The sequence below is a fragment of the Vibrio sp. 10N.261.55.A7 genome (assembly GCF_002877365.1).
Classification (GTDB): domain Bacteria; phylum Pseudomonadota; class Gammaproteobacteria; order Enterobacterales; family Vibrionaceae; genus Vibrio.
Map to the genome: position 1 here is coordinate 1 of NZ_MCWZ01000322.1, position 26579 is coordinate 26579.

At 44.1% G+C, this 26579-nt stretch carries 24 protein-coding genes; 16 read left to right on the plus strand and 8 right to left on the minus strand.

The genetic code is table 11. From position 1 onward, the window contains the following. Window positions 1-275: 275 nt before the first annotated feature. From rppH to BCU12_RS20605, 5 genes are all read left to right on the plus strand, one after another. The gene (gene rppH, locus BCU12_RS20585) at window positions 276-794 is read left to right on the plus strand and encodes an RNA pyrophosphohydrolase (RefSeq protein ID WP_102406250.1); all 519 of its coding nucleotides are present in this window, start codon (window positions 276-278) and stop codon (window positions 792-794) included. Window positions 795-801: 7 nt separating this feature from the next. Further along, on the plus strand, window positions 802-3048 hold the full coding sequence (gene ptsP, locus BCU12_RS20590; protein ID WP_102406252.1) for a phosphoenolpyruvate--protein phosphotransferase: 2247 nt from the start codon (window positions 802-804) through the stop codon (window positions 3046-3048). 8 nt (window positions 3049-3056) lie between these two features. After that, the gene (locus tag BCU12_RS20595) at window positions 3057-3848 is read left to right on the plus strand and encodes a sulfite exporter TauE/SafE family protein (RefSeq protein ID WP_102406254.1); all 792 of its coding nucleotides are present in this window, start codon (window positions 3057-3059) and stop codon (window positions 3846-3848) included. A gap of 64 nt (window positions 3849-3912) precedes the next feature. Beyond that, a complete protein-coding gene (gene lgt, locus BCU12_RS20600) occupies window positions 3913-4728 on the plus strand; it encodes a prolipoprotein diacylglyceryl transferase (protein ID WP_102406256.1) in 816 nt (271 codons plus the stop codon). A 9-nt stretch (window positions 4729-4737) separates the two neighbouring features. Continuing rightward, entirely contained in the window at window positions 4738-5589 is an 852-nt protein-coding gene (locus BCU12_RS20605; protein WP_102406258.1) for a thymidylate synthase, read from the plus strand. A 73-nt stretch (window positions 5590-5662) separates the two neighbouring features. Here BCU12_RS20605 and BCU12_RS20610 read toward each other — a convergent pair whose 3' ends face one another. Continuing rightward, complete coding sequence (locus tag BCU12_RS20610; protein WP_102406260.1) at window positions 5663-6808, minus strand: Na/Pi symporter; 1146 nt, start codon at window positions 6806-6808, stop codon at window positions 5663-5665. A 395-nt stretch (window positions 6809-7203) separates the two neighbouring features. On the opposite strand from BCU12_RS20610, the gene nhaR reads away from it, so the two are divergent. Both nhaR and BCU12_RS20620 read left to right on the plus strand, forming a co-directional pair. Beyond that, complete coding sequence (nhaR, locus tag BCU12_RS20615; RefSeq protein ID WP_102406262.1) at window positions 7204-8094, plus strand: transcriptional activator NhaR; 891 nt, start codon at window positions 7204-7206, stop codon at window positions 8092-8094. A gap of 144 nt (window positions 8095-8238) precedes the next feature. After that, window positions 8239-8541 carry a metalloregulator ArsR/SmtB family transcription factor gene (locus tag BCU12_RS20620; RefSeq protein WP_102406264.1) on the plus strand — a complete coding sequence of 101 codons (303 nt, stop codon included), beginning with the start codon at window positions 8239-8241 and terminating at the stop codon, window positions 8539-8541. 117 nt (window positions 8542-8658) lie between these two features. On the opposite strand, the gene rpsT is transcribed toward BCU12_RS20620, so the two are convergent. Next, window positions 8659-8919 (minus strand): 30S ribosomal protein S20, encoded by a 261-nt coding sequence (gene rpsT, locus BCU12_RS20625; protein ID WP_102406266.1) that lies wholly within the window; start codon window positions 8917-8919, stop codon window positions 8659-8661. Window positions 8920-9176: 257 nt separating this feature from the next. Between rpsT and murJ the strand changes: the two genes are divergently transcribed. The 7 genes from murJ (at window position 9177) to BCU12_RS20660 (ending at window position 18051) form a co-directional block, all read left to right on the plus strand. Beyond that, complete coding sequence (murJ, locus tag BCU12_RS20630; protein WP_102406294.1) at window positions 9177-10739, plus strand: murein biosynthesis integral membrane protein MurJ; 1563 nt, start codon at window positions 9177-9179, stop codon at window positions 10737-10739. 68 nt (window positions 10740-10807) lie between these two features. After that, complete coding sequence (gene ribF / locus BCU12_RS20635; protein WP_102406268.1) at window positions 10808-11743, plus strand: bifunctional riboflavin kinase/FAD synthetase; 936 nt, start codon at window positions 10808-10810, stop codon at window positions 11741-11743. A gap of 63 nt (window positions 11744-11806) precedes the next feature. Continuing rightward, window positions 11807-14647: an isoleucine--tRNA ligase gene (gene ileS, locus BCU12_RS20640; protein ID WP_102406270.1), complete on the plus strand. Its 2841-nt coding sequence runs from the start codon at window positions 11807-11809 to the stop codon at window positions 14645-14647. An 83-nt stretch (window positions 14648-14730) separates the two neighbouring features. After that, a complete protein-coding gene (lspA, locus tag BCU12_RS20645) occupies window positions 14731-15237 on the plus strand; it encodes a signal peptidase II (protein ID WP_102406272.1) in 507 nt (168 codons plus the stop codon). A 126-nt stretch (window positions 15238-15363) separates the two neighbouring features. Beyond that, window positions 15364-15795, plus strand: coding sequence for an FKBP-type peptidyl-prolyl cis-trans isomerase (gene fkpB, locus BCU12_RS20650; protein ID WP_102406274.1), 432 nt, complete (start codon window positions 15364-15366; stop codon window positions 15793-15795). A 37-nt stretch (window positions 15796-15832) separates the two neighbouring features. Further along, window positions 15833-16795, plus strand: a complete 963-nt coding sequence (gene ispH, locus BCU12_RS20655; protein WP_198599402.1) for a 4-hydroxy-3-methylbut-2-enyl diphosphate reductase — start codon at window positions 15833-15835, stop codon at window positions 16793-16795. 371 nt (window positions 16796-17166) lie between these two features. Then, on the plus strand, window positions 17167-18051 hold the full coding sequence (locus BCU12_RS20660; RefSeq protein ID WP_102406278.1) for a LysR family transcriptional regulator: 885 nt from the start codon (window positions 17167-17169) through the stop codon (window positions 18049-18051). Window positions 18052-18111: 60 nt separating this feature from the next. Here the strand turns inward: BCU12_RS20660 and BCU12_RS20665 are convergent, their stop codons facing one another. Then, window positions 18112-18420, minus strand: coding sequence for a hypothetical protein (locus tag BCU12_RS20665; RefSeq protein WP_102406280.1), 309 nt, complete (start codon window positions 18418-18420; stop codon window positions 18112-18114). 183 nt (window positions 18421-18603) lie between these two features. Then, a complete protein-coding gene (locus tag BCU12_RS20670) occupies window positions 18604-20103 on the minus strand; it encodes a carbon starvation protein A (protein ID WP_102406282.1) in 1500 nt (499 codons plus the stop codon). Between the two features lie 263 nt (window positions 20104-20366). Here BCU12_RS20670 and BCU12_RS20675 point away from each other — a divergent pair, with 263 nt between their 5' ends. Continuing rightward, window positions 20367-20708: a DUF2799 domain-containing protein gene (locus BCU12_RS20675; protein ID WP_102406284.1), complete on the plus strand. Its 342-nt coding sequence runs from the start codon at window positions 20367-20369 to the stop codon at window positions 20706-20708. A gap of 138 nt (window positions 20709-20846) precedes the next feature. Here BCU12_RS20675 and murQ read toward each other — a convergent pair whose 3' ends face one another. Continuing rightward, entirely contained in the window at window positions 20847-21773 is a 927-nt protein-coding gene (murQ, locus tag BCU12_RS20680; RefSeq protein ID WP_102406286.1) for an N-acetylmuramic acid 6-phosphate etherase, read from the minus strand. Between the two features lie 22 nt (window positions 21774-21795). Beyond that, on the minus strand, window positions 21796-22911 hold the full coding sequence (locus BCU12_RS20685) for an anhydro-N-acetylmuramic acid kinase (protein WP_102406296.1): 1116 nt from the start codon (window positions 22909-22911) through the stop codon (window positions 21796-21798). Window positions 22912-23008: 97 nt separating this feature from the next. Here BCU12_RS20685 and nagZ point away from each other — a divergent pair, with 97 nt between their 5' ends. Next, window positions 23009-23992: a beta-N-acetylhexosaminidase gene (gene nagZ / locus BCU12_RS20690; RefSeq protein ID WP_102406288.1), complete on the plus strand. Its 984-nt coding sequence runs from the start codon at window positions 23009-23011 to the stop codon at window positions 23990-23992. Window positions 23993-24062: 70 nt separating this feature from the next. Here the strand turns inward: nagZ and btsR are convergent, their stop codons facing one another. Together btsR and BCU12_RS20700 are read right to left on the minus strand one after the other, a co-directional pair. Beyond that, window positions 24063-24782 (minus strand): two-component system response regulator BtsR, encoded by a 720-nt coding sequence (btsR, locus tag BCU12_RS20695; RefSeq protein ID WP_102406290.1) that lies wholly within the window; start codon window positions 24780-24782, stop codon window positions 24063-24065. Between the two features lie 9 nt (window positions 24783-24791). Beyond that, window positions 24792-26468, minus strand: coding sequence for a sensor histidine kinase (locus BCU12_RS20700; protein ID WP_102406292.1), 1677 nt, complete (start codon window positions 26466-26468; stop codon window positions 24792-24794). Window positions 26469-26579: the final 111 nt, after the last annotated feature.

The following is a 26579-nucleotide window of genomic DNA, read 5'->3' on the forward strand; positions in this document are numbered from 1 at the left end:
ATTTTGGTTTAATTAAAGGGGTTAGAGATCTTTTGGTGCTTTGTGTTTAGAAAAGATCTGTTTATTTCACTTTCTTCACATAGTTACTCACAGAAAAGGTGAATAAATGTGGCTTGGGTCTCATTGTGGTGTTGATAAGTGCGATCGTGATTGAAAGTTATTCATATCAGCCGTTGTTGCCAATAAATCACGTGCTAATCACACTAGTAAGTTTGCTCCTATTGGGGATATGTGGAAAAATCACTGTCATTATAAGTTTTATTTGAGGTTGGCCAGTGATAGATGGCGATGGTTACCGCTTAAATGTGGGAATTGTAATCTGTAACAACCATGGTCAGGTCTTCTGGGCTAAACGATACGGGCAACACTCATGGCAGTTTCCTCAAGGGGGAATTGACGAGGGTGAGACTGCTGAGCAAGCGATGTTTAGGGAGTTGTACGAAGAGGTTGGTCTTACTAAAAAAGACGTAAAAATTGTAGCGACGAGTCGTCATTGGTTAAGGTATAAACTACCAAAGCGCTTAGTTCGTTGGGATTCTAAACCTGTCTGTATCGGACAAAAACAGAAATGGTTTTTACTGCGCTTAGATTGTGATGAATCACAGATTAACATGCAGCGTGGTAGTACCCCTGAGTTTGATGGTTGGCGTTGGGTAAGTTACTGGTATCCAGTGCGACAAGTGGTTTCGTTTAAGCGAGACGTGTATCGCAGAGCGATGAAAGAATTTGCTTCTATGGCGATGCCATTCAAAGAACGAAAATTAAAGGGCAAGCGAAAATTTAATAGAGGGTGAGATAGGTATGCTTTCTCAACTAAGGGAAATAGTTGAACAGGTATCTAAGGTAGATGATGTTCATCAAGCATTTGATATTTTAGTCAACCAGACGTGTGGCGCGATGCAAACCGAGTGCTGCACTATCTATCTTGCTAATGAAGACAAAAATCGCCTAGAACTTATGGCCACACAAGGCTTAGAGTTCTCAGGCGATAAAATACACATCCAATTTAATGAAGGCCTTGTTGGTCTGGTGAAGCGCACTGCTGAACCGCTAAATATTGCAAACGCCTCTAAACATCCAAGTTTTAAACTTTTCCCTGAGCTAGGAGAGCAGGTTTACCATAGCTTTCTGGGAACGCCAATTATCCATCGTAAAAAAGTACTTGGCGTTCTGGTCGTGCAGCAAAAGTCGACTCGTCTATTTAATGAAATTGAAGAGTCTTTCCTCGTCACATTGGCTGCTCAATTAGCGGTCATCATTGCTCACGCTCAGACTCAAGGGCATTGGAACCTCTCCAAGAATCAACACTCTATTGTCGGAATTCCTTCTTCTTCTGGTGTTGCTATCGGTGAATTCTGGTGGGATGACGCCCAGCCGCAGTTATCTGAAGTTTTACCTGCATCTGCATTAAATATTAGCCAAGAACAAGAATGGTTAATGGAAGCAATAGAAGATGCCCGTAGCGATTTCAGTCGGATGAGAAAAAAGCTTCGCGGGGAGATCAATAAAGAAACATTAGCCATCTTTGATCTCTTTACGCACCTTCTTAACGATCCAATGTTGCGTAAAGATCTAAAGAAACAGATCCATAAAGGGGATAAGGCTGACTGGGCACTTAGACAGGTTGTTGAGGCTTATTCCAATCGCTTTGCCAGGATGTCGGATGTATACCTGAAAGAACGAGCTCAAGATATTCGTGAGCTTGGCCAGCGGCTGCTGTATTTTTTATATAACACGCAAAAAGAGCAGCAACAGTTAGATAAACCCGTTATTTTGGTGGTTAGGGAGCTTACAGCATCAATACTGGCGTCGGTCCCCAAAGAGCAGTTACTTGCTGTTATAGCGTTGGAAGGCGCTGCTAACTCACATGCGGCCATTCTTTCAAGAGCTTTAGGTATTCCAGCCGTCATGGGGCTGAACCTAAACTTGAACGACATTAATGGCAAAGAGGGGATTGTTGACGGCTACAGTGGACAGGTTTTCGTCTCTCCGAGTAACCATTTACTGAAAGAGTACCGAGCGCTTGTTGATGAGGAGAAAGACCTTGCATCAATGGTGAGCAAGGATCTCGAAGCACCCGCACAAACAAAAGATGGACAACGCATCGAGATGTTTCTCAATGCCGGCTTAAGTGCTGATACCAATATAGCGATTAACCAAGGTGTTGATGGTGTAGGGCTGTATCGTACTGAAATCTCATTTTTACTTCAGCATCGATTCCCATCGGAAGATGAGCAGATTCAGCAATATCGTAGTGTATTGAGTACGTATTCCAAGAAGCGTGTTGTGATGAGAACTTTAGATGTTGGTGGAGATAAAGCGCTTCCCTACCTGCCGATAGAAGAAGACAACCCTTTCTTAGGGTGGCGCGGTATTCGTTTTACCCTAGATCATCCTGATATCTTCCTCATTCAAATTCGTGCAATGATGAGAGCAAGCGCAGAGCATAAGAACCTAAGTATTTTATTGCCGATGATCGCGAGTGCTCAAGAGTTGGACGATTCTTTACGGCTTATTAATCAGGCCTACAAAGAGGTCTCGAGTGTCGATAGCAATATCCCAATGCCGCAAGTCGGGATCATGCTGGAAGTTCCTTCGATGCTCTACCTTCTTCCATTAATCGCAGACAAAATAGATTTCGTTTCAGTCGGAACAAACGACTTAACGCAATATTTGTTGGCTGTCGATCGTAATAACTCTCACGTTGCCGATGTTTATGAATCCGTGCATCCTGCTGTCATTATGGCGCTAAAACATATTTATGATACGTGTAAAAACTTGAACCTACCCGTGTGTGTCTGTGGTGAGTTAGCGGGTGACCCAATTGGTTCGCTATTACTGGTTGGACTAGGTTACCGATCTTTGAGTATGAATACGTCGAATGTTGCGAAGGTTAAGTACTTACTTCGACATTCAGAGAGTAAAGAATTACAACAATTTGCAAACAATGCCTTGAAGAAGGCGTATGGGAAAGATATTTATACTATGATGTCGTCTCATTTCGAAGATAAAGGTTTTGCTGGCTTTATCAGAGCAGGCAAAAAATAGAGGTTGTTGTGCATATAGAGTTGCTTCTTCTTCTCGTTTTACTGGGCGCTTTTGTTGGCGTCATGGCGGGCTTACTGGGTATTGGTGGCGGCCTCATTGTCGTGCCAGCGCTATTGTATCTACTCCCTTCCATCGGTATCGGTTCTGAAAGTGTCATGCTAGTCGCTTTAGCAACGTCACTGGCTACTATCATCTTGACGTCTGGCTCTTCTGCGTTAAATCATTTAAAGCTTGGTAACGTTGATATGTACGTTATCAAGTGGCTAATGCCAGGGGTTGTTGTTGGCGGTTTTGTAGGCAGTTACATCGCAGACTGGGTGCCGGAGCAGTACCTCCCTAAGATCTTTGCTGCTATCGTTACCTTTTTGGCCGTTCAAATGCTTATTTCTGTAAAATCGACTCAGGTTAGATCGATGCCGAGCAGCCCTGTGACACTTTTTTGTGGGTCGGGTATCGGTGTTGTGTCGAGCCTTGCTGGGATTGGTGGTGGGTCTTTGTCTGTGCCTTTCTTAAGTCGCTATGGCGTCGAAATGCGTAAAGCGGTTGGATCCTCCTCGGTCTGTGGCTGTATGATTGCTATTTCAGGTATGACTGGTTTCATCTTAAATGGCTACCAAGCGGAAGGTTTACCAAGCTACAGCGTTGGCTACGTCTATCTCCCTGCGCTTATTGCCATCGCATCGACATCGATGTTTACCACTAAGGTTGGGGCGAAATTGGCAAGTCGTTTACCGACAGCGCTGCTTAAAAAGGTCTTTGCGGTATTTTTAATGATTGTTGCTGGAACTATGCTGCTGTGACCTCGTCTCATTCTATGTATTATCCATGTTTTTCGTTTTTAACTTTAATTGAAGAGTAAGCTTTATGTCTCAAGGGCTATTCCAGTTTCCTAATATTGATCCGGTTCTTTTCTCTTTAGGTCCAATCTCAGTTCGCTGGTATGGGCTCATGTACTTAGTCGGTTTTGCATTTGCTTTGTGGCTTGCAAATCGTCGTGCAGATACGCCAAACAGTGGTTGGACTCGAGAACAAGTCTCTGACCTGCTCTTTGCGGGCTTTCTTGGCGTGGTGGTTGGTGGCCGAGTTGGTTATGTTCTTTTTTATAACTTTGATCTCTTTTTACAAGATCCCCTTTATCTGTTTCAAGTTTGGACGGGGGGAATGTCATTCCATGGCGGGTTGCTCGGTGTTATTAGCGCAATGTTCTGGTATGCAAAAAAGAATGGCAGAACGTTTTTTGGCGTAGCCGATTTTATTGCACCATTAGTACCATTTGGCCTAGGTATGGGCCGCCTCGGTAACTTTATGAATAGTGAACTTTGGGGACGTGTGACGGACTCTCCTCTAGGGATCGTTTTCCCAAATGGTGGGCCTCTTCCTCGACACCCTTCTCAACTGTATGAGATGGCTCTCGAAGGCATCGTTCTGTTTTTCATTCTGAACTGGTTCATCAAAAAGCCGCGCCCACTTGGTTCTGTATCAGGGTTGTTCTTAGCCGGTTATGGTACATTCCGATTCCTTGTTGAATATGTTCGTGAACCGGACGCCCACCTTGGTTTGTTTGGTGATTTCATTTCTATGGGGCAAATTTTATCACTACCAATGATTATTGGTGGTGTGTTGATGATGGCATGGGCTTATAAGCGCGGGCACTTCAAAGACAACGTAGCAGTAAAGTAAGGGTTAATCGTGAAACAATATTTAGATCTCTGCCAACGCATTGTTGATAGCGGCACTTGGATTGAAAATGAGAGAACAGGCAAGCGCTGTTTGACTGTTGTTAATGCCGATCTTCAATACGATGTAGCAAATAACCAGTTCCCTTTGGTTACTACGAGAAAGAGCTTCTGGAAAGCGGCTGTGGCTGAGCTATTGGGCTATATCCGTGGCTATGATAATGCAGAAGACTTCAGAAAGCTGGGTACTAAAACTTGGGATGCGAATGCGAACCTAAACGACGCATGGCTCAATAATCAGTACCGGAAAGGTGAAGATGACATGGGCCGAGTTTACGGCGTTCAAGGCCGCTCTTGGGCAAAGCCCGACGGCGGACATGTCGATCAGTTACGCAAGATAGTCGATGATCTAACGCGTGGTATAGATGACAGGGGAGAAATCCTAAATTTCTACAACCCTGGTGAGTTTCATATGGGTTGCTTGCGTCCATGTATGTACAGCCACCACTTTTCACTATTGGGTGATACGCTTTATCTGAATAGCACTCAACGTTCTTGTGATGTGCCGCTAGGCTTGAATTTCAACATGGTTCAGGTTTATGTGTTTTTAGCTCTAATGGCTCAAATCACAGGAAAGAAAGCAGGTGTGGCATATCATAAAATCGTAAACGCACATATTTACGAAGACCAGTTGGCACCGATGCGAGACATCCAGTTGAAGCGTGAACCGTTAGACGCGGCGACTTTTCATATCAACCCTAAGATAAAGACATTAGAAGACTTAGAAACCTGGGTCACATTAGAAGACTTTTGGGTGGAAGGCTATGAATGTCACGAAGCCATTAAGTATCCATTCTCAGTTTAAGACTTGAACTTAAACGCATAAAAAATCCCCTAGTAGTTCAGTACTACTAGGGGATTTTTTGTATTGGAGCGACTTAGGTGAAAGTAAGTACCGCTGCTGGGATAACAATGAATACTGACGCTAAGTATCCAAAGACCACTGACTTGTTCTTGATTGCCATGTCTGAAATGTAATCCGAACCTTTAAGTGGGATTTCACGTAGGAACGGCACACCAAAGATTAAGATAGTCGCGAAGATATTGAAAACTAAGTGTACAAGTGCAATTTGCAGAGCAAAGACCGCGAACTCACCTGATACTGCGGTGGCAGCCAGTAGTGCCGTTATACACGTACCGATATTAGCACCGACCGTGAACGGGTATACGTCGCGAATTTTTAGAACACCAGAACCAACCAGTGGAACCATTAGGCTTGTGGTAGTTGAAGATGATTGCACCAATACAGTCACAACAGAACCTGAGAAGATGCCATGTAGAGGCCCACGACCAATTGCACTCTTAAGGATTTCACGCGCACGGCCAACCATCAAGCTCTTCATTAGCTTACCCATCACAGTGATGGAAATGAACAGCATTACAACACCTAGAGCGATGAGGATAACGCCACCGACTTGATTACCAAAGACAAGCAAAGGCTCTTTAATTGCCGCTGCTACAGGCTTCGTTAATGGACCAATGAAGTCCAAGCTCTTCATGCTTAGGTTGCCGGTAGACAAGAAAGGCGACACTAGCCATTGAGAGGTCTTAGCGAGAATACCGAACATCATTTCCAACGGAAGGAAAATAGCCACAGCAAGTAAGTTGAAGAAATCGTGAATGGTCGCGCTCGCAAAAGCACGCTTAAACTCTTCTTTATTTCGAATATGACCAAGACTCACAATGGTGTTCGTGACTGTGGTACCAATGTTAGCACCCATGATCATTGGGATGGCAATCCCAACAGGCAAACCACCTGCTACCAAACCTACGATAATGGATGTGACTGTGCTTGAAGATTGAATCAGCGCCGTAGCAACCATACCAATCATCAAACCTGCAATAGGGTGAGAGGCAAAGGCAAATAACTCTTTTGCGTGGTTTCCTGTCGAAATTTTGAAACCAGTACTTACCAATGATACTGCTAAAAGAAGCAGGTATAACATGAAGGCCAAGTTAGCCCAGCGTAACCAGTGGGAAGATCCCGTGCTTGGTGCTGCTGAAGTAGTAGCTTGGTTAATCATAGTTTTCTCCGTTGACCGTTAATTAAGGTTTGGTCTGTAGTTGAATCTGATAGCGATACTAGTAGTTAAATATTTCACTAATATTACAGTTCGTGACGATTAGAGATTTTTTGCGAACTAGAGTGTGTGTACTGTTTTTTGTACATGTGAGATTGAGTTAAGGTATTGTTTTTGTTGGCTTTTATTGTTTGTGATCTATTGCATATACTAAGGTGGTATTTTCGTGGTTTATGGTTTTTAGCGTAAGGTTTGTGTCATAACTGTCATTTTTATGAATTGTTGATTCGGTTTTTGTATTGGTATTGTTTTGTTTTGTATGTATTTATCGAATTATCGGTTTATTTGGGAAGGAGGAATGTTTAAGATATAGTGGAATAATTTTTCAGAGTACGGCGATGTATCATTTAAATTATAACCATCTATATTATTTTTGGATGGTGTGTAAGCAAGGGTCAGTCACGAAAGCGGCAGAGGCACTCTTTCTGACTCCTCAAACTGTCACAGGGCAAATTAAAGCATTAGAAGAGCGTCTTGATGGGAAGCTCACGATGCGAAATGGACGTAGCGTAGAGCCCACGGAATTAGGCCAACTTGTTTTTAAGTATGCTGACCGTATGTTTGGACTAAGCTACGAAATGCTTGATATTGTTAATTACAGTCAGCGATCTAATCTATTATTTGAGGTAGGTGTGGCAGACGCTCTGTCCAAGAATTTAGTGAGTAAAATATTACTCAGCACTGTTCCTGAAGATAATAGTATCCATCTACGATGTTATGAGTCGACTCACGAGCTATTGTTAGAGCAGTTATCCCAACATAAATTAGATATGATTCTTTCCGATTGTCCTGTCGACTCTAGCCAGAATCCAGGCTTATACAGTAAGAAGCTTTGTGAGTGTAATATGAGCTTCTTCAGCTATGGCGAAAAAGGGATTCAATTGCCCCAAGGGCTTGAAGAATCCAAATTATTGGTGCCGAGTGGCAAGACTGCTATGGGACGCAAAGTTCTGCATTGGTTTGATCAACATGGTATCAAGCCGGATATGTTAGGAGAGTTTGATGATCTCGCTTTAATGAAAGCTATGTTTCGTCAACATAAAGATGCCGTGCTTTTAGCGCCAACCCTCTATATGAACGAAGTCGATAATACGTTGCCGTTAACGCTGCTTGGAACGATCGAAGAGTTAAAAGAAGAGTACTATGTGATTTTTGCTGAGCGAATGATTCAGCACCCAGCGGTTAAAAATATTTGTGAAGCTGATTTCAATAGCTTGGTCGTTAACTAGATGTTTTATATCTCATTTTATTCAGAATAAAATGAGATATCCGTTATCAGCCCTTTATTGTTGATTAAGTAATATCGTTATATCATCAACGAGATAATTGCGTGGTAGCGAAGTTGCGCGTATTTAATGGTGTGGAAGTATCGAATGAACCTTGAAAGCATGGAAAAAAACTCAGCAAAAGCAGTGCTATTACTCAAAGCTATGGCGAATGAGAAGCGGTTGCAGATCTTATGTTTACTGCATAGTGATGAGTTGTCCGTTGGTGAGCTAGGTTCTAAGTTGGCCTTGAGCCAATCTGCATTATCTCAACATTTAGCTTGGCTACGTCGGGATGGGCTCGTCCATACACGGAAAGAAGCTCAAACGGTTTTTTATTCGTTAAGCAGTGGAGAGGTGAAGTCAGTGATCAAATTACTTTACAGTATGTATTGCGATACGGATAGTTAGGCGAGATTAAGCTAATAGAATGGGTTAGAGCAGTAACAACTTCAAATTTACCAATATTCAGACATAAAAAAACCGGCCAAAGCCGGTTTTTTGTTCTCTAAACAATCTGAGTTCTAATTAAAGAGCTTTGATTGCTGCAGAGAAGCGAGCCTTATGACGCGCAGCTTTATTCTTATGAATAAGGCCTTTAGTCGCCATACGGTCTAGAAGTGGTGTTACTTCTACTAGAGCTGCAGTTGCAGCTTCTTTATTACCAGCTTCAATAGCTGCAATGGTTTTTTTCATGTAAGTGCGCATCATAGAGCGACGGCTAGCATTATGCTGACGACGTTTCTCAGCTTGGATAGCGCGCTTCTTAGCAGATTTACTGTTTGCCAAGGTCTAACTCCCAAAAACATAGTTCGGTGACAAATTAAGGGCGAGGAATATCCTCTATTTGCGCTCAATTGTCAAATAATTTGTGCAAAAACCAATCGAAGCCAAACTAGTTTGGTATGAAAAGGTCATCGCGGTTAAGATGGCGGGGATTCTAACAGTATTTTTATACCATTGCTAATACTTATCTTCCCCTATAGAGGCATTCGTTGTCTATTAAAGAAGATACTCGCGTATTGAGTGTGGTGATTGAGGTTAATTTGAGTAAACGTCTTCTAAAATCAGGAATGATTGTCAGCGCAATGACGTTGATTTCACGAGTGTTAGGCTTAATTCGTGATGTCGTTGTTGCAAACTTAATGGGCGCAGGGGCAAGTGCCGATGTTTTTTTCTTTGCCAATAAAATTCCTAACTTCTTGCGTCGATTATTTGCGGAAGGAGCCTTTTCCCAAGCATTTGTTCCTGTTCTTACCGAGTACCACGCCAAGGGGGATATGAATGAAACACGACAACTGATAGCGAAAGCATCGGGCACATTGGGCGTCATCGTTTCTATTGTGACAGTACTGGGTGTTTTAGGATCTGGAGCTATTACCGCGTTATTTGGTGCTGGCTGGTTCTTAGATTGGCTAAACGGTGGCCCTTCGGCAGAAAAGTTTGAGCTCGCCAGTTTTATGCTGAAAATCACGTTCCCATATTTGTGGTTTATTACGTTTGTTGCCTTGTCTGGCGCCATTCTTAATACGTTAGGTCAGTTTGCCGTTTCATCTTTTACCCCTGTATTTCTCAACGTGATGATTATTGGTTCGGCTTGGTTTATCTCACCAATGCTTAATCAACCTGAAATTGGGTTGGCGATTGGCGTTTTTCTTGGTGGCTTGGTTCAATTTCTCTTTCAACTGCCTTTTCTTATTAAAGCGGGCGTTCTTGTTAAACCCAAATGGGGATGGAGAGATCCCGGCGTAGTTAAAATTCGAACCTTAATGATCCCTGCTCTGTTTGGTGTGTCAGTTAGCCAGATCAATTTGTTGTTCGACACCTTCATTGCTAGTTTTCTAGCAACAGGGTCAATTAGCTGGCTTTACTACTCCGATCGTTTGTTGGAGTTTCCACTGGGCCTTTTTGGTATCGCGATTGCGACAGTTATTTTACCTTCGCTTTCTAGAAAGCACGTCGATGCACAGAGTGATGGATTCGCCAAAACGATGGATTGGGGCGTTCGCATGGTTACCTTATTGGGAGTGCCCGCCATGTTAGGTCTTATGGTTTTAGCTAAACCTATGCTGATGGTTCTTTTCATGCGTGGTGAGTTCACGCCACATGATGTTGAACAAGCATCCATGTCGCTCTTTGCGTATGCGTCAGGATTACTTAACTTTATGCTTATTAAAGTCTTAGCGCCAGGTTATTACTCACGCCAAGACACGAAAACCCCTGTGAAATATGGCATCATCGCGATGGTGACCAATATGCTCTTTAACGCTATCTTTGCAACGTTCTATGGCTATGTTGGATTAGCAATGGCCACGGCGCTATCCGCCTTTGTCAACATGACGTTGCTTTACCGAGGGCTTCATAAAGCGGATGTTTATAAGGTGACAAAACAAACGTTACTTTTTATTGGAAAACTTGTTATCGCAGGAGCGGCGATGGTTGCTGTATTACTATGGCACCTTGAAGCCATGTCAGTTTGGCTTACTTGGCCCTTTAGTGAACGGGTAATGATGCTGACTTTGGCTATTGCATTGGGAGCGACTGTTTACGTTTTTATCCTACTCGCTCTTGGTATCCGTTTAAAAGATGTAAAAGCAGCGACAGAGTGAAGGTGATTAGTATATAATCCGTCGGTTTCACGCTCAGTAATTGAAAAATAGGTATTTAGTTAATCCCAATGGAATTAATTCGTGGTATTCACAACATTAAGTCACAGCATAAAGGTTGCGTCTTAACGATAGGTAACTTTGATGGTGTTCACTTGGGGCATCAACAGGTTTTAGAGCAGGTAAGCCAAAAGGCGAACGACCTTAAACTGCCTTCTGTTGTGATGACGTTTGAGCCACAGCCTAGGGAACTATTTAGACCAGAGCGAGCACCCGCTCGTTTGACTCGCCTACGAGATAAGTTTGTTCAATTAAGTAAGCTTAATCTTGATAGGTTACTTTGCGTAAACTTTAATAACTACTTTGCTTCATTAACCGCCGAAGCGTTTATACGAGATTTACTCGTCACTAAGCTTGGGGTTAAATACCTTGTTGTCGGCGATGACTTTTGTTTTGGCAAAGGTCGAACTGGTGATTTTACTATGTTGCAAGAAGCCGGTGATAAATTCGGCTTTCAAGTTGTCAGTACCAAGAGTTTTTGTTTGCAAGAGCAACGAGTGAGCAGCACGGCCATTCGCAATGCGTTAGCAAATGACTCGTTGCCTGTTGCGAGTGACATGCTTGGGCGAGATTATAGTATTAGTGGTCGTGTATCGCATGGAAGAAAGCTGGGGAGAACCATTGGTTTTCCAACCGCAAACATTCCTTTAAAGCGATGCGTTTCACCAGTTTCAGGTGTTTATGTCGTAGAGGCATTAGGCCTAGGAAATAAAAGAATTGGTGGCGTGGCGAATATTGGTCAAAGACCCACCGTAAATGGTGTTCGCCAGCAACTAGAAGTACACTTATTCGACTTTGAAGGCAATTTATATGGCCAACAGTTAGAAGTGGTACTACTTCATAAGCTTAGAGATGAGCATAAGTTTGAGTCATTCGAACAGCTCAAGCAACAAATAGAATTGGATGCTGAAGCCGCAAGGGTGTGGTTGCTTCAGCTTAAGCGTTAATCGGTTTATTCCACCGAATAACATAATGTCTAACTTCGCCCAATATAACGGAATTAAGAATCGATGAGTGATTACAAAAATACCCTGAATTTACCAGAAACAGGGTTTCCAATGCGCGGTAACCTAGCAAACCGCGAACCAGAAATGCTAAAGCGTTGGTACAAAGAAGATCTTTACGGCGAGATTCGTAAAGCTAAGAAAGGCAAAAAGTCGTTCATTTTGCATGACGGCCCTCCGTACGCTAACGGTGATATTCATATTGGTCATGCACTAAATAAGATTCTTAAAGACATTATTATTAAATCTAAAAGCTTGTCTGGCTTTGACGCACCATACGTACCTGGTTGGGATTGTCATGGTCTACCGATCGAGTTAATGGTTGAGAAAAAGAAAGGCAAGCCTGGTCAAAAGATCTCTGCATCTGATTTCCGTGAAGAGTGTCGTAAGTACGCAGCTAAGCAGGTTGAAGGTCAAAAAGAGAGCTTCAAGCGTCTTGGTATCATGGGCGAGTGGGACAAACCATACCGCACTATGGATTTTGGCACAGAAGCCAACATCATTCGCGCCCTAGGCAAGATTGCTGACAACGGCCACCTTCTAAAAGGTTTCAAGCCTGTTCACTGGTGTACAGATTGTGGTTCTGCACTGGCAGAAGCGGAAGTGGAATACAAGGATAAAGTATCGCCATCAATCGACGTGAAGTTTGCGGCGGCCGATGAAGCGGCGCTTGTTGAAAAATTCACTCTTGCGAACGCACATGTTGGTCAAGGTGAAATCTCTGTTGTTATCTGGACAACAACGCCATGGACTCTGCCTGCAAACCGCGCAGTATGTCTACGCGATGATCTCGAATACGTTCTCATTCAAGTGGAAGCGAAAGGCGATCAACAAGAGCAGCGCATCATTGTGGCTTCTGATCTAGCAAAAGATGTAATGGATCGCGCTGGTATCGAACACTTCCACAATCTTGGTTTTGCTACAGGCAAAGACCTAGAGTTGATGCAGTTCAACCACCCGTTCTACGATTTTACGGTTCCAGCTATTTTAGGTGAGCACGTAACAACAGACGCAGGTACGGGTGTTGTGCACACTGCACCAGGTCATGGTCAAGAAGACTTTATTGTTGGTAAGCAATACGATCTAGAAGTCGCTAACCCTGTTGGTTCTAACGGCGTTTACCTTCCTGATACTGAGCTATTTGCTGGTCAACACGTATTCAAAGCGAACGATTCTGTACTTGAAGTATTGAAAGAAAAAGGTGCTCTGCTACACCATCATGCGTACGAGCACAGCTACCCGCATTGTTGGAGACACAAAACGCCAATCATTTTCCGTGCAACACCACAGTGGTTCATCTCGATGGATCAAGCTGGCCTGCGTGCAAAAGCACTCGAGTCAATTAAAGGTGTAGAGTGGATGCCTGAGTGGGGTCAAAGCCGCATTGAAGGCATGATTGAAGGTCGCCCTGAGTGGTGTATCTCTCGTCAACGTACTTGGGGTGTGCCAATCGCTCTATTCGTACACAAAGAGACGGCGGAACTGCACCCTAATTCACTAGAGCTTATCGAGAAAGTCGCGAAGCTAGTCGAAGAAAAAGGCATTCAAGCGTGGTGGGATGTTGACGCTGCTGACCTTATGGGCGCAGAAGACGCAGACAAATACGAAAAAGTACTTGATACTTTAGACGTATGGTTCGACTCAGGTGTGACTCACTATTCTGTTGTCGATGCTCGTGAGGAGTACAACGGTAACAGTGCAGACCTATATCTAGAAGGTTCAGATCAACACCGTGGTTGGTTCCAGTCTTCACTTATTTCATCTATCGCGATGAAAGATGAAGCGCCATACAAGCAAGTGTTAACTCACGGTTTTGTGGTTGATGGTAACGGCCGTAAGATGTCGAAATCTATCGGTAACGTTGTCGCGCCAAAAGATGTGACCAACAAGCTAGGCGCAGACATCCTTCGCTTATGGGTTGCATCAACGGATTACACAGGTGAAGTGGCGGTTTCAGATGAGATCCTAAAACGCTCAGCAGACGCTTACCGTCGTATTCGTAACACGGCTCGCTTCTTCCTCGCGAACCTTAATGGCTTCAATCCAGAAACCGATTTAGTGCCTGTTGAAGAAATGGTGGCACTGGATCGTTGGGCTGTTGGCCGTGCGTTTGCTGCTCAAGAAGAGATTGTGAAATCTTACGATGAATACAACACGCACGCTGTTACCCAACGTCTGATGCAGTTCTGTTCTATTGAAATGGGCTCTTTCTACCTAGACGTGATTAAAGATCGTCAGTACACAGCGAAACAGGGCGGTCACGCTCAACGCAGCTGTCAATCTGCACTTTACTACATCGTAGAGGCACTGGTTCGTTGGATGGCACCAATCATGTCATTTACAGCGGATGAAATCTGGAATGAAATGCCAGGTGCACGTGATAAATTCGTATTCACGGGCGAATGGTATGAAGGTTTAGTGGACCTTGCAGAAGGCGAAGCGCTAAACAATGAATTCTGGACAGAGATCCAAGCCGTTCGTGGCGCAGTCAATAAACTTCTAGAAGATGCGCGTAAAGAGAAAACCATCGGTGGCGCGCTGCAAGCTGAAGTGACACTTTACGTTGATGGCACTCTAGCGGCGAAAGTGAACAAGCTAGAAGATGAGCTGCGTTTCGTACTTCTTACCTCTAAAGTGGATGTGAAAGCACTGAGCGAGAAGACGGACACAGCACACGCGACAGAAGTTGAAGGTTTGTTCGTAGAAGTTGCGGCAACGGAAGCTGAAAAGTGTGATCGTTGTTGGCACCATACGCCAGACGTTGGCACCATTGCTGGTCACGAGAAGATTTGTGGCCGCTGTGTGTCAAACGTTGAAGGTGATGGCGAAGTACGTAAATTCGCTTAATCATCCTTGATGTTTGAGTATGAGTGAACTTTTTATCGATATCATAGCCCCAGTATTAGCTGGGGTTATTTTTTAGGAAGAGTATGAGCGAACAAACAATAGCATTGAAACAATCAGGTGTACGTTGGCTGTGGCTAGCGGTTGTTATTTTTATCTCTGATATTGCCATTAAATTCGTTGTCTTGGAGCATATTGGCTATGGATGGGCGAATCGAATTGAGATCCTGCCGTTCTTTAACCTTTTGCACGTGCATAACTATGGCGCAGCATTTAGCTTCCTGAGCGATCAGCCAGGTTGGCAGCGCTGGTTCTTTAGCTCCATTGCATTCTTAGTGACAGGAATGCTGACGTTTTGGATGAGCAAACTGCCTGCCACCGAAAAGTGGAACAACATCGCGTATGCCATGATCATTGGTGGCGCTGTTGGCAACGTCTTTGACCGTATTGTTCATGGCTTTGTGGTCGATTACTTGGATTTCTTCTGGGGAAGCTATCATTGGCCAGCCTTCAATTTGGCGGATATGGCAATATGTGTCGGTGCGGCGATGATCATCTTAGATGGCTTTCGAAAGAAAGAGAAAGCTCAGTAACACCATAACGAGTATTTTTATTCGTTTTGTTCATCAAAAATGTAATAACCCTAAGCGCTATCTGTTGTTCAGATAGCGCTTTTTGTTTACTCTGCTGTGACAACTACAACAAGGAAGAACAGACAAGTGTCGACGATTAAAAAAGATTCAGCGGTAACGCTTCATTTTACGATCAAGCTGAATGATGGTTCGGTTGCCGATAGCACTCACAATATGGGCAAACCAGCCAAGCTGATCATTGGTGATGGCAGCTTGAGTGATAATTTTGAGCAGTGTTTATTAGGGCTATCTTCTGGTGAAAATAAGTCGATAGAACTCAAAGCGCAAGACGCATTCGGAATGCCAAACCCAGATAACGTGCACTATATGGACAGAGCCAAATTTGTTGGTGACTCAGAAGTTGAAGTGGGCACAGTGATGGCATTTTCAGGCCCAGACGGCGCTGAGATTCCAGGTATTATTACCGAGATAGCGGGAGATTCGGTTACGGTTGACTTTAATCACCCTCTAGCAGGGCAAGATGTGACGTTCGATGTTGAAATTTTGTCTGTTGAGTAACTTGTCGTAGAATACCGACCCATTGAGAAGAACTCGTATGAGTAATGACATGAAAATCCTTTTAGCTAACCCACGAGGTTTCTGTGCTGGTGTTGATCGCGCCATCAGCATTGTTGAGCGTGCGTTAGAAATGTATCAGCCTCCTATTTACGTCCGTCACGAAGTCGTTCATAACCGATTTGTGGTTGAAGGGCTTAAACGGCGCGGCGCTGTCTTTGTTGAAGAGCTGGATGAAGTGCCCGATGGTCAAATCGTGATCTTTTCAGCTCATGGCGTCTCTCAAGCGGTTCGTCAGCAAGCTAAAAAGCGTGAGCTGACGGTGTTTGATGCCACGTGTCCACTCGTGACGAAAGTTCATATGGAAGTGGCAAGAGCAAGCCGAAAGCATATGGAAGTGGTATTGATTGGTCACGCTGGTCATCCTGAAGTTGAAGGAACGATGGGGCAGTACGCAAGTCATGAAGGCGGCATGTATCTCGTTGAAGTACCAGAAGACGTCGAAGCTTTGAAGCTGAAAGTAAAAGACACATCTCACCTTCATTACGTCAGCCAAACAACGCTTTCCGTTGATGAAACTGCGGATGTAATCGATGAGCTGCGCCGAGTGTTCCCTGATATTCAAGGGCCGCGTAAAGATGATATTTGCTACGCAACTCAAAACCGTCAAGACGCCGTTCGAGAACTCGCGCCTGACGTTGATGTTGTGGTGGTGGTTGGATCTAAAAACTCTTCCAATTCTACCCGCTTAAAAGAGCTGGCTGAAAAGCTAGGAACACCAGGTTACTTAACAGATTGTCCTGAAGATATAAAACCGGAGTGGTTTGACGGCAAGATTAAGGTAGGGGTGACTGCTGGGGCTTCAGCCCCTGAAGAGTTGGTGAATCAAATCTTAGATCGCATTAAAGAGCTTGGTGCTACATCAGTTGAAAACGTGTTGGGACGCGAAGAGAACATGTTCTTTGAAGTCCCTAAAGAGTTACAAATCCGGCAAGTCGATTAAGACGAGTTGATAACATGATGAAGCCCACTGTTCGCAGTGGGTTTTTTTATTAGGTTACAGCTAACTAAAAATCGGATTATTTGTCTTGATACACATGAGTCAAAGTGAAAGATCGCTCTAGGCATGATTGAGAACAACCACAACCCACTACTATTTGAGTCGATAAACCATACCGTATCGCTAGCTCTCCTCCCTATTCTAGTAAGGTGACTAACGGCAGTAGGCTAACAGAGAGTTATTTTTAATATATTCAGAGTTTTAGGGCAACTTGTTCTAAAGTTTAGAAGATATGAAACTTCACAATTTCTTCTGTCAATTTTGGTCATTCTGCTGTTACTCTTGTTGACTTTCTAGCCAAAGAGTTTTGGATCATGGTATTAAAGAAAACGCTGCCTTTAGATACGCTACAGATTTTAGATGCCCTAGATAGAGAGGGATCTTTTGCTTCTGCAGCGACGCGTGTGAATCGTTCCGTTTCTGCGATTAGCTATCAGATTCAAAAGCTAGAGGAAGAGCTTGATGTTTTGATCTTGGATCGTTCAGGGCACAGAGCGACTTTTACTAAGGCAGGACATTTTCTATTAGAGCGGGGACGTATCCTTCTCGATGCATCAGATGAAACTGTATCTGCACTAAGAGAAATAGCATCAGGCTGGGAAGAAACACTGTCTATTTCTTACGATGGGATAGTGGGGCAAGAGTATGTATTGGAGCTTATAAAGGCACTGAGTAAATCCAGCGTGACTCAATTTAAAGCCAAAGAAGAAATATTGGTTGGTGGATGGGAGTCATTAATTCAAGAGCGTACTGACGTTTTAATCTCATCTTTGCCGAGGAATGCTTTACCTACTTCTGTTAAAACAAAAAAAATTGGAGAGATAGAGATGGCTTGGGTGGCGTCAAAGTCGAGCTCGATACTATCTGAAGATAATCCAATGAGTGATGAGGTAAGGCGTAATTATAAAATTGTCGCAGTAGCAGACTCCGCCATTACAGCACCTAAAGTCACAAAAAATATACTATACAACCAACCCGTTTTCACTGTCGGTTCAATGAAAGACAAGCTGAGCGCAATTAAGGCCGATATGGGCGTTGGAACCTTACCTAAGCACTTGATTCAAAGTGAGTTAAAAACAGGGGATCTCGTCGAGTTTGGCTTAGCTAAGCGAGTCGAACTTTTAGTCGCATGGAAACGGGCTGAAATGGGCAAAGCCAAATCCTTGTGTATAAAAAAGTTAGAATCGATGTCGATTTAACTTTTTCTCTTGGTACTGGGTAATAGAAAATTAAGGCCCTTTAATAAGGGCCTTACTGCTCTATGCATCATCATGTCTGTCAATGAATTTAGAAACTTTGGTAGCTTCCCCACCTTCTGTTGTTGCAGTGAATCTTTGTAGACCTTGGGTATTTCTCTTGTAAAAGTAAGCGACACCGTTTTCGTTCGTAGCAGTATGTGTTTGTCCTTGCATAGTACTCGTTAACTGAGCATTGCTTACAGGCACTCCATCCTCCTTCACAACGACTTTTACTTTGTTGTAAAAATCAGTAAAAGACATGGTTAGTTCAGCATTAGCTGCGAAACTCGTTGATGCTAGTAGTGCAATAATAAGTGGATATTTTTTCATAGTATTTTCTCTTTCTTTAAGATTGACTGGAATGAGATAAATATACGTTTGCACCGTATGTATTGATAACGCAGAAACCGCAACGAGTTGTCCTGATAATTAGGATAGATAATTGGTGGGATTAGAAAACAAAAAAGCCAGCCTCACTGGGCTGACTTTGATGGAGTAGTTGAAGCTCTCGCGTTAAGCAGATTCTGTTACTTGAGCTGATTTTTTCTCATCTAAATCACTTTCATCAGCTAAGTCAGTGTCTCCTTTGCCTTTCGAAATTTTAATCACATAAGCGGTGACGGCTAGTGAGAACAGCATACCTGCGATGGTTGAGATCTGCATTGGTAAGCCAAAACCAAGAGCGCTGTTATTTAGGATAAAGGTCACAACAACCGTTGTCATGAACATGGCTGGAATTGTGGTTATCCAGTGCAGTTTGTTGTAACGAAGCAAGAAGGCTGACGCTGTCCAAAGCATCATTACCGCTGTTGTTTGGTTAGCAAAACCAAAGTAGCGCCAGATGATACCGAAGTCTACTTGAGTGAGGATGCCACCAAGAACAAACAGAGGTAGAGCCATCAAGAGGCGGTTACGCAGTGTTTTCTGTTCCATGTTGAAGTATTCAGCAAGGATTAGTCGGCTAGAACGGAACGCTGTGTCACCAGACGTAATAGGCAGAATAACCACACCTAGGAACGCTAAGATACCGCCGAACACACCCAATAGGCCAAATGAAGCGCTATAAACCACGTTACCAGGGCCACCGTTTGCAACGGCATCACCCAATGCTTCGATTGACCCGAAGAACGACAATGCTAGAGCACACCAGATTAGGGCGATAATACCCTCACCAATCATGGCTCCGTAGAAGACAAAGCGGCCATTTTTTTCGTTTTCCATGCAACGCGCCATCAGAGGTGACTGAGTTGCGTGGAAGCCAGAGATAGCGCCACAAGCAATAGTGATGAATAGAGCAGGCCAGATTGGCATGTCATTCGGGTTTAAGTTAGTGAACATGTCGCTTACTTCATAGCCACCTAAAACGGTGTGTTCACTAGAGACTGCAACCGCAGTGATAAGTCCTACAGACATGAAAATAAGCAGCGCGCCAAACAGCGGGTAGAAACGGCCAATGATCTTATCAACCGGAACAATCGTTGCGATGATGTAGTAGCCAAAGATGATCGCAACCATCGTGGTCATGCTAACGGTGAGATCAGTTTGATCGTTAATCAGGTTGGTGATCATGCCAGCAGGCGCAGAGACAAAAACAACACCAACAAGTAGCAGTAAGACAATGGCAAAAATGTTCATAAAGTGTTTTGCGCCTTTGCCTAAGTAGCGACCTGTAATCGTTGGAACCGAAGCGCCCCCATTACGAACAGAAAGCATACCTGAGAAGTAGTCATGAGTCGCACCTGCAAAGATACAACCAACAACAATCCAAAGCATCGCAGCTGGGCCGTATAGCGCACCCATGATTGGGCCAAAAATTGGGCCAACACCGGCAATGTTCAGTAGTTGAACCAGGTAAACTTTTGGCGTAGACATTGGAACGAAGTCAACGCCATCCGCTTTCGTGTGAGCAGGGGTTTTTCGTTTTTCGTTAATGCCGAACACTTTTTCAATGAAAGCGCCGTAAATAAAGTAGCCGCCGATTAGAGCTGCAACGCAGGTTAAAAACCACAACATAGGGCCATCCTTTGGATTAAATTATCAGTTCAGTTTGAATATTAGCGAGTTCAATTGATAGACACATCCAGTTAAGGGGTCAGTGGTCGTATCCAATTTTTAGTGGCATCTGATTCAATTAAGTGGTTTTAGGTAAAGGTAAACGGTTGCTTCCTATATTTAGTGGTTGTTTATGAAAATGAGTGGAGCTTCCAAGAATTAAGTGGCGGGATGCCGAAATAAGTGGCATCTTGGCTTTAAGAAACGATAAGCGAAGGAAAGCAATGAAAAAAGTAATCGCACTGGCTCTTGTTGGAGTACTTGCCGGCTGTGCAAGCAGCACCGAACAATTGGCTAAAGATGGAGACTGGTATCAAATAGGCTACCAAGACGGAGTGAAAGGCCATACAGAACGTTCGTATAAAGATCTATCACAACTTGGTGGAGCAAAGCAGTCTGAGTACACAGAAGGTTATACGGTTGGTGTGACAGAATATTGTAACCCTAACTTCGCTTACCAGATGGGATTATCAGGTCAATACTATGAAGGCGTTTGTGAAGGGATGGAAGATTCGCAGAAGTTTCGTATGGAATGGCAGCGTGGCTGGTCAGAATACAGTAACTAGCCGTTAAAGAGCTTTTCTCTGAAATACTCTTTAAGTGAATCAAGCCAGATTGTTTATTGCAAGCTGGCTTTTTTATTTCTGATGGAGAAGCGCTTTGGCTTATACATTCAACGACTATGTATTTAGTTGATATTGAGCTTAATTGGTATTGCTCTTCTCGACGGCTTTTCTAAGGAACCCTTGTTGGTTTAGCAGTTGCTGCTTGGCGCTATCGATATCCAGCCCCGTCAAGATTATCAAGATGGCCAGCTTTACATCGTATTCCGTATGTTCGAGTGTTTGGGTGGCAAGATTCAAATCGCAATCGGTCGCTTGAATGACAATCCGAGCGGCTCGCGCGATCAATTTCTTGTTGGTGGCTTTTACATCCACCATTAAGTTTTGATAACTCTTACCGAGTCGAATCATACTGGCCGTCGTCAGCATATTGAGCACTAACTTCTGTGCCGTCCCTGATTTTAAACGTGTTGAACCTGCAAGAGCTTCGGGCCCCACCACTGGGCTAATCGCTATTTGGGCAATACTGGCGATTGGAGAGTCTGGGTTACAAGAGACCGCTACCGTCGTTGCACCAAGATCGTTCGCATATTCAAGAGCGCCAATGACATAGGGCGTTCGACCACTCGCAGCAATACCCACTACGACGTCATTATCACAAAACTGAATGGCTTTGAGATCTTCAACGCCTAAGGTTAACGAATCCTCAGCACCTTCTTTGGCTTTTAGTATGGCTTCTGGGCCACCAGCGATAAGGCCTATCACCATTTGGTCGGACACGCCAAAAGTCGGAGGGCACTCTGAGGCATCCAAAACGCCCAATCGTCCACTGGTTCCGGCGCCCATATAGATAAGTCGTCCATTATTTCGAAATGCGTGAGTAATGGCATCAACAGCATTGGCAATCTTTGGTAACTCTTTTTCAACGGCAATGGGCACTTGCTTGTCTTGCTGATTCAATCGAGAAACGATTTGCTCGGCGGATAAGAGATCAATATCCATTGTTTCAGGGTTTCGTCCTTCCGAAACGAGGTGAGAAAGTGCAGCGATGAGAGCATCGTTAGTCATAGAATTCCTTTACATGATCGGTCTAATTTTTGGGGTAGATGACACCGAGAGACGCCAACTTGGACGCGCCTGTTACCTCAGGGAGATTACTCGGTAATCCATGAACTCTGCGTTGAGCTAGCCATGCAAATGCCATGGCCTCCATGTAGTCTGCATCGACACCCTTTGAACGGGTTGAAGCCACTTGCCATTTAGGAAGTAGCTCGGCGAGCCGAGTCATGAGCAATGGATTTCGTCCACCGCCACCACAAACTAACAGTTCAGGGGCGTCGCCCGATTGATAGCGTAATACTTCGTTAGTGATGGTTACAGCGGTAAATTCACACAGGGTTCTTTGTACATCGTGAGTTGCAATGTCATCAAACGTACTGAGTTTATTCTCTAACCAAGGGAGATTAAAGAGCTCTCGGCCAGTACTTTTAGGCGCTGGCATAGAGAAGTACGGTTCTTTGAGCAGTAATTCGAGCAATGGTTCGATCAATTGGCCTTGCTTGGCAAACATGGCATCTTTATCAAATTTATGTCCAGTGTGTTTCTGCCCCCAAGCGTCCATGAGCATGTTCCCTGGCCCTGTGTCGTAACCCAGAACGGTATCATTGGGTCGCAATACCGAAATATTCGAAATACCACCAACGTTGAGAGCGATGACGGTGCTGTTTTCAGCTCTGAAAATAGTGCTGTGAAACGCGGGCACCAGTGGAGCCCCTTGTCCCCCAAGTGCCATGTCCTTGCGTCGAAAGTCAGCCACGGTGTCTATGCCAGTTTTAGCCGCAATAATGTTTGCATCGCCAAGCTGCATGGTAAATGGTTGATCACCAGTGGGTTGGTGGAACACGGTTTGACCGTGATTACCAATGGCTGTGACGTCAGAAGCGGAGATATCTGACTTGTCGAGCAGTTGTAATACCGCCTCCGAAAACAGATTCCCTAGTTGATGATCGATCTCTCCTACCGTTTTGAGGTCGGTTTGCTGGCCGATGCAGATGTTCAATAGATCGTTTTTTAACGTCTCTGGCATAGGGTATTCATCGTGCTCGAGCAGCTCTATCTCATTGCCTAGTATGCGCACAAGGGCTGTATCGACACCATCCATGCTCGTGCCCGACATGACTCCGATGTAAAGTTCAGGTAGTTTCATCGTCAACTCACTTAGTTCAAACCTAAAATCATTGTAAAGCAATTTCAAAGCGAATAGTCTCGGTAACTTATCGATTTTTATGAAATTAGGAGTAAGCATGGGCCCACTTTGGATAGATGTCGAAGGTTATGAACTGACATCAGAAGATAGAGAAATTCTCGAACACCCGACAGTGGGAGGGTTAATCCTTTTTACTCGTAATTATCATGACAGCGAGCAGCTAATGGCGCTCAACAAAGAAATACGAAAGGCAGCGAAGCGCCCGTTGCTCATTGGCGTTGATCAAGAAGGTGGCCGAGTTCAAAGGTTTCGAGAAGGGTTCTCGCTCATTCCGGCCGCGCAAGAGTTTGCCAAGCACAACGAGGGGCAGGTGTTAGCACAGCAAGCGGGATGGTTGATGGCGGCAGAATTAATTGCCCATGATATTGATCTTAGTTTTGCGCCTGTTCTTGATAAAGGCCACGAATGCAAAGCGATTGGTAATCGATCATTTGGTGAAAATGTGGACGATGTGATTCGTTATAGCAGCGCGTATATGCAAGGCATGAAGTCTGTCGGCATGGCAACCACAGGAAAGCACTTCCCTGGCCATGGTGGTGTCATTGCGGATTCGCATTTGGAAACGCCTTATGACCACAGTGACAATCTTTTTGAAGCTGATATGTCGATTTTTAAGGCGCAAATCGAATCAGGTGTTTTAGATGCCATGATGCCTGCCCATGTTATCTACCCACATTATGATGATCAGCCTGCGAGCGGTTCAGAGTTTTGGTTGAAGAAAATACTGCGAGATAAACTTGGCTTTAAAGGGCTCATTTTTTCTGATGATCTAACGATGGAAGGGGCTTCCATTATGGGTTCACCTGCCGAGCGATCACATCAATCACTGGTTGCTGGGTGTGATATGTTGCTTGTGTGCAACAAGCGAGATGCTCAAGTGGAAGTGTTAGATAATCTACCCATTTTGGATGTGCCAGTGGCGGATGCTTTATTGAAGAGGCAATCATTCAGCTTGTCACAATTACAAAGCAGTCAAGAATGGAAGCAAGCTTCCGAAGCAATGAAAGGCCTCCTTGGATAATTCGTCTAGGCGAACACTGAGCAAATCGTATCTATAAAGCTAGACGACAGCAGATTGGAAGCCATCACAATCAGTGAAAGCCTAGCATCTCTTTTAGGCTCTTAAGATAGCGTCGGCTTACTGGGACTTGGTGATCGCTAATGGTGATGATCTCGGCGAGTCCATTTTCAAGCAGACGTATTTCTTTAATTGTCTTGGTATTGACTAGGTATTGTCGGTGACAGCGAACCAGCAAGGTTTTCTCTTCTAGGAGCTTGAGTGTTAATTGGCACGTTGCGGTTTGCTGTTGGGTTTGAATCTGAACGCCAGAGATGTCGGTATAGGCAAACTCAACGTCCGCAGTAGGGATGATCATTATTCGATTTAATCCGATGCAAGGCACTTGTTCTAGTACTTGGGGCGCGAGTATCGACATATCTTGTTGCACTGATTGAGAGTCTTTCAGTAGTCGCTTAATCGTTTTTTTGAGTCTTGATGTGTCGATGGGTTTGAGTAAATAATCAAACGCGTTATCTTCAAAGGCTTGAATGGCATATTCATCATAAGCCGTAACGAAAACAACTTTGGGCATGGTGTCTGGGTCAAGCATGCCAAGAAGTTCTATGCCAGTAATCTGTGGCATTTGAATATCAAGAAAAACGACATCGGGTTTGAGAAGGTTAATCTTCTTGAGTCCTTCAATCGCATTGCTCGCTGTGTCGAGCACGGTGATGCTTCCAGCCTCTTCAAGTAATTCAGAGAGCTCTTCTCGAGCAAATAATTCGTCATCAATCACTAAAGCGGACAGCATGTGTGCTCCTTAATTGTCTTCTTGGCTGGGAATGATAAAGCTCATTCGAGTGCATTGGTGCTCTTCAACCTCAATTTTTAGCGATGCGTCACGTCCAAATTTATTGGTGAGTCGTTTATCGACAATAGACATCCCCAAACCAGAATGATCCTCATTGGGTTTGGTGTAAGCACCGGCGTTATCTTCGACAATAATTCGGCTGCCTAGCATGACTGGCTGGTTATAGATTCGTACTTGTCCTCCTTCTAGCATTTGAGAGGTGCCATGTTTTATTGCATTTTCGACCAATGGTTGGAGTGTAAAGCTGGGTACTTGCCGGTTCAGTAGAGACTCATCAATGTTGATATCCACTTCCAATCGATCGGTAAAGCGTGCTTTCTCAATGGTTAAGTAAGCATTTACGTGGGCCAGCTCTTCCTTGAGTGTGACGGTTTCAATGTTCTGTTTTAGGTTGCTGCGGAAAAACTGCGAAAGGTGCTGAATGAGATCTCGTGCTTTATCCGGGTCACGACGAATCACGGCATTAATGGTGTTGAGCGCATTGAATAAGAAGTGGGGGTTCACTTGAGCGTGCAACAGTTTTATTTCTGCTTGAGAGAGCAGCATTTGTTTTCTTTGGTAGTCACTGAATAGAATTTGGCTCGATAACAGTTGCGCAATACCTTCGCCCATTGACATATTGATGGTTGAAAATAGCTTTCGCTTGGGTTCATACAGTTTTATGGTGCCAATGATTTTATCCCCAGTCCTCAAAGGGATAATAAGCGCAGAACCTAGCTTACAATTTGCGGATAAAGTGCATTGATATGGGGTCTCCTTCCCATCCAAGTACTTAATTTTGTTTTCTCTAATCGCATCGAGTGTGCTGCTCGATGAAATAGGAGTATTGGGCTTGTGGTGATCGTCACCGATTCCTACGAACGCTAAGATTTTCTCATCATCGGTAATCGACACAGCTCCAACGCTGGTTTCTTCATAAACGATACGAGCGATCTTGTCTGCATTTTGGCTGTTAAAACCCGAAGCTAGAATACCAACGGAGCGCTCTGCGATATTCAACGCTCGTCGTGAAAACGCGGCAGAATACTTCTCATAGATGGTTTTTCTATCCTGCAAAATACTCATAAACAGAGCAGCACCGAACGAGTTAGCGATGATCATAGGGGCTGCGATATCAGAAACTAGCGTATAGGCTTGAATGAATGGTTTGGCGACGATCAGTATGATCAGCATTTGCACTATTTCAGCAAACAGCGTGATACCGAAAACGATTCTTGCGCTAAACAGTAGGCTTATCTTATTTTTTCGAATGAAATAGATGTGAAAAAGCCCGCCAATTAACCCTTCTGCTGTCGTTGAAATTGCACAGGCAACGTCAGTAAACCCACCCAGAGAGTATCGATGCAACCCGCCGGTTAGGCCAACAAAGAATCCGACCACAGGGCCACCAAACAGTCCTCCCATGACCGCACCGATTGCGCGAGTGTTGGCTATCGCGTCGTTGATCTGTAAACCGAAATATGTCCCAAGGATACAAAATAGAGAGAAGAGCACGTAAACACTGAACTTGTGGCTTAATCGATTAGAAATACTCAGCAGTGGGAGAAAAATGGGTGTCTTACTTAGCATATACGCTAGTACAAGGTAGACACACATTTGTTGAAGCAAGGGGAGGATGAGATCCATAACGACGTCCAAGAGAGAGGCTTGAGGGTATTCTAGATAAGAAAAACCAAAGAAAATACTCTTTGCCGATTATTTTTAGAGCAGGCTGTGATTAATATGGTGTGTAAACTG